This window comes from Bartonella sp. AD328YNZD (assembly GCF_042196425.1).
In genome coordinates, this window is the sequence record NZ_JBHIQG010000138.1 from 2,435 (window position 1) to 6,068 (window position 3,634).

3 protein-coding genes and 1 pseudogene are annotated in these 3,634 nt (G+C 36.7%); 2 read left to right on the top strand and 2 right to left on the bottom strand.

Translation table 11 applies throughout. The features are described from left to right. Together ACFIO3_RS07355 and ACFIO3_RS07360 are read left to right on the top strand one after the other, a co-directional pair. Positions 1 to 603 (top strand): annotated as a pseudogene (locus ACFIO3_RS07355) (DNA mismatch repair protein MutL); the annotation flags it as partial. Between the two features lie 109 nt (positions 604 to 712). After that, positions 713 to 949, top strand: a complete 237-nt coding sequence (locus tag ACFIO3_RS07360) for a DUF2093 domain-containing protein (RefSeq protein WP_375608064.1) — start codon at positions 713 to 715, stop codon at positions 947 to 949. 19 nt (positions 950 to 968) lie between these two features. Here the strand turns inward: ACFIO3_RS07360 and lpxK are convergent, their stop codons facing one another. Further along, positions 969 to 2,009 (bottom strand): tetraacyldisaccharide 4'-kinase, encoded by a 1,041-nt coding sequence (gene lpxK, locus ACFIO3_RS07365; RefSeq protein WP_375702259.1) that lies wholly within the window; start codon positions 2,007 to 2,009, stop codon positions 969 to 971. Beyond that, entirely contained in the window at positions 1,999 to 3,321 is a 1,323-nt protein-coding gene (waaA, locus tag ACFIO3_RS07370; RefSeq protein WP_375704258.1) for a lipid IV(A) 3-deoxy-D-manno-octulosonic acid transferase, read from the bottom strand. The genes lpxK and waaA overlap by 11 nt, the downstream gene beginning before the upstream one ends. Between the last annotated feature and the right edge of the window lie 313 nt (positions 3,322 to 3,634).

Consider the following 3,634-nt stretch of genomic DNA (forward strand, 5'->3'; position numbering starts at 1 on the left):
ATACCTTCATCAGAAGAGTTATCTTATCCACTAGGAGCGGCCAGAGCACAAATTCATAAAAACTATATTATCGCCCAAACACAAGATAGTTTGATCATTGTCGATCAGCATGCAGCTCATGAACGATTAGTTTATGAAGCACTCAAAAATGCACTTTATTCCAAACCACTTCCTTCACAGTTATTACTTATTCCTGAAATTGTAGAACTCTCTGAAGAGGATGCAACATGCCTTTTAACGCATAAAGATGCTTTGCAAAAATTTGGATTAGGAATAGAATCATTTGGACCAGGAGCAATTGTTGTGCGTGAAACCCCTTCCATGTTAGGAGAGATCAACGTCCAAGCTCTTATTAAAGATCTTGCAGATGAAGCCGCTGAGTATGATACAACAAACAATTTAAAAGCAATGCTTGATTATGTTGCAGCAACGATGGCCTGTCACGGCTCAATACGGTCAGGGCGCCTTTTACGCCCCGAAGAAATGAACACACTATTACGACAAATGGAGGCAATACCTAATACAAGTACATGTAATCATGGACGCCCTACTTATATTGAACTCAAATTGGTAGATATAGAACGGCTTTTTGGCAGAAAATAAGCTCTTCATCATTTTTACAAGAAAAATATTTTAAAATTAACTCTCGACTTTATAATATATTTTATGGCACTTTTCTTGAATCTCTTGTATCAAGTAAAAAGGAGTTATAATGTTTCCCAATGGTGAACGCGAAGCAAAAATTCATTATTCTAATAACGGATATGACATTATAGAATATGGTACCTATACCATTTGTGCTGTTAGCGGGCAAAAAATCCCTATAGATGATTTAAAATATTGGAATCATCACCGCCAAGAAGCATATGCTAGTTGTGAAATATCCTATCAGCGTGAACTTGAGTGCAACCCATATCTCAAGCAATTATTAAAAACAAAAGAAAAATAACCCCTCGAAAGCTACAAATTTAGCCTTTGCCTTTTAGACAAGAAAATTCAAGGGAACGTTTTCTAAAGCGGGTCATGACCTCTTCAAGGACCATACGACAGAAGTCTTTTTGAACAAAATCGACATTCACATCAAAGACAATAAGATTTTTCAAACCTTTTTGCGTGTGAATTGTCTGTATACGGATATAATCTTTAGCTGTTGTTGCTAGCCATAAATTGTGCATTTTAGCCTTTTGTATAAGGCTTTTTAAATTTTTATCTGTGAAAAAATAGTGGTCTGGATATATGTAAGTTTGCACCACATGACCGGACAATTCTTTAATAGATTTAAAAAATTTATCTGGATTGCCAATACCAGCAAATGCCAAAAATGATTTTCCTGAAACCTCATCAGAGGCACTGGCTTTAAGATGAGCACGATATAAAGGCTTTCCAGTACGCGAAACAAGAAAAGCGACATTATCAGGCGCATCGGAATGACCAATCAATAAAACACTATCCATAAAAGAAAACTGCGTTTTTAATGGTACGCGCAAAGGTCCTGCTGGAAAGACAGCTCCATTACCAAAACCGCGCATCGCATCAACAACGAGTAACGCATAATCCATATAAAGACGGCGACTTTGAAATCCGTCATCCATTAAAATAAGATTACATCCCTCTTGTTTAAGCCGTTGTGCTGCTGCATAACGATTAGGTGATACAGCTATAAAAGCATGACGTGCAAGTAAAAGTGCCTCATCTCCGACACTATATGGAGTATCATATTTCTCATTTACAAGATGTACCCCTTTAACTGATCCACCATAACCACGAGATACAATACCAGGTACGAAACCAAGTTCTTTAGCCACTTTTGTAAAAGCAATAACAACCGGCGTTTTACCCGCACCGCCACATGTAAAATTTCCAATACACAAAACTGGCAAATCAATCACGGGAGGCTGTCTTGTCATAAAACGACTTGAAAAATAACCATACCCCCATGAAACTGGAGCTAACACAAAACGCAAAAAGCTTTTATTTTTCCACCAAAAACGAGGGGCGCTAATATGCATATCTACCCTGACGCTGACGTAAACCTGTTTGTATTACAAGGGGTTGTAAAAATGGATCTAAAATCTTTAATGTGCGCTCAAATGCACCTGCCATACCTGTCGCCACTTCATGAGCCTTATCAACCATTTCTTGCCGCAATGTTTCATTTGTTAAAAGCTTATACACCTGAATAGCAAGCTGTTTTGTATCTTGAACCATATATGCCGCATCATGTGTTAGAAATTGTTTGAACATCTCTTGAAAATTTGAAACATGGGGCCCTGTCAAAATAGCGGAACCAAGCAAAGCCAATTCCAATGGATTGTGTCCACCATTTCCACATAAGGATTTACCAACGAAAGAAACTTTCGATAAGCGAAGAAAAAGTCCCATTTCTCCAATGGTATCTCCCCATAAAATATCGGTATTCATGTTTGGAACAGCATCTCTACTCCTACGAATAAAACTTAACCCCTTATTATCGCATTTTCTGATAAGATCTTCTGAACGTTCAGGATGACGAGGCACAATAATTGTTAATAAATCTGGCAAATAATTTTTAACAATTTTATGGACCTCAAAAGCAATCTCCTCTTCCCCTTCATGCGTTGAAACAGCAGCCCAAACTGGGCGATTGCCGATAGCATTACGATAACGTGCAAGCAATTCTTGATTTTCAACCAGAAAAACATCAGCCTTGAGATTACCAGAAAACGTAACAGATTTTACGCCAAGTGTATGGTAATAAGCTACATCTCTTTCATTTTGACCAATCGCCAAATCAATATCCTTAAAAATATGTTTGGCAAGAACACGTCGTTTTTGCCAAGCTTTAAAAGAACGTTCAGACATATGGGCATTAACCAAAATCTGCGGAATACGCATTTTTGCAAGTTCTTTAATACGGAGAGGCCAAATTTCTGATTCACAAATCAAGACGAGATCAGGCTTCCAATGACTAATAAAACGCCGCACTGCAAAATCTAAATCCAAGGGAGCATATTGATGAATCAACCGATGACCAAAATGTTTTTTTACAAGAGTGGAAGATGTTACAGTCCCAGTTGTTAATAACACATTGATTTTTAATGATAAAATATAATCAATAAGTGGAACAAGCGCAAGTGTTTCTCCAACACTTGCTGCATGCAACCAAACTAACGAACCTTGGGGACGGGCATGAGAACTTTTGCCTAAACGCTCTTTTTTGCGACACCACTCTTCTTTTCCACGGATAGAACGAAAAAATAAATAAAAAGGAACAACAGGACATAAGCAAAAACCAATTATTCGATAGGTTAAAAGAGCCGCATGTGCCTTTAATTCTACCATTTAAAATCACCTCATCTAGCTATTTTGAGATATCTATATGCTTATTTTGTTAAAAAATTCATCAACACTATTGGGTGCATCAATTATTTTAAATACCACACGTATCTTGGATAAAAAACGCTTCCGCCATGAGAAAACTCAATACACAAAGAAAAAAGAAACGTAATTTTATCCCACGTTTTTTCAAAAATCTTCCTATAAGAATAACATATACACATTATTTGAATTCCCTTTAATGAAGTTTTTTCAATTATATCGATTTATCATTTCAATTTGCACCCTATAAAAAATTTACTCAAAAATAACAAAACTA

Coding starts and splice junctions, on each gene's coding strand:
- ACFIO3_RS07360 (WP_375608064.1), top strand. CDS start 713: ATGTTTCCCAATGGTGAACGCGAAGCAAAAATTCATTATTCTAATAAC.
- lpxK (WP_375702259.1), bottom strand. CDS start 2,009: ATGCATATTAGCGCCCCTCGTTTTTGGTGGAAAAATAAAAGCTTTTTG.
- waaA (WP_375704258.1), bottom strand. CDS start 3,321: ATGGTAGAATTAAAGGCACATGCGGCTCTTTTAACCTATCGAATAATT.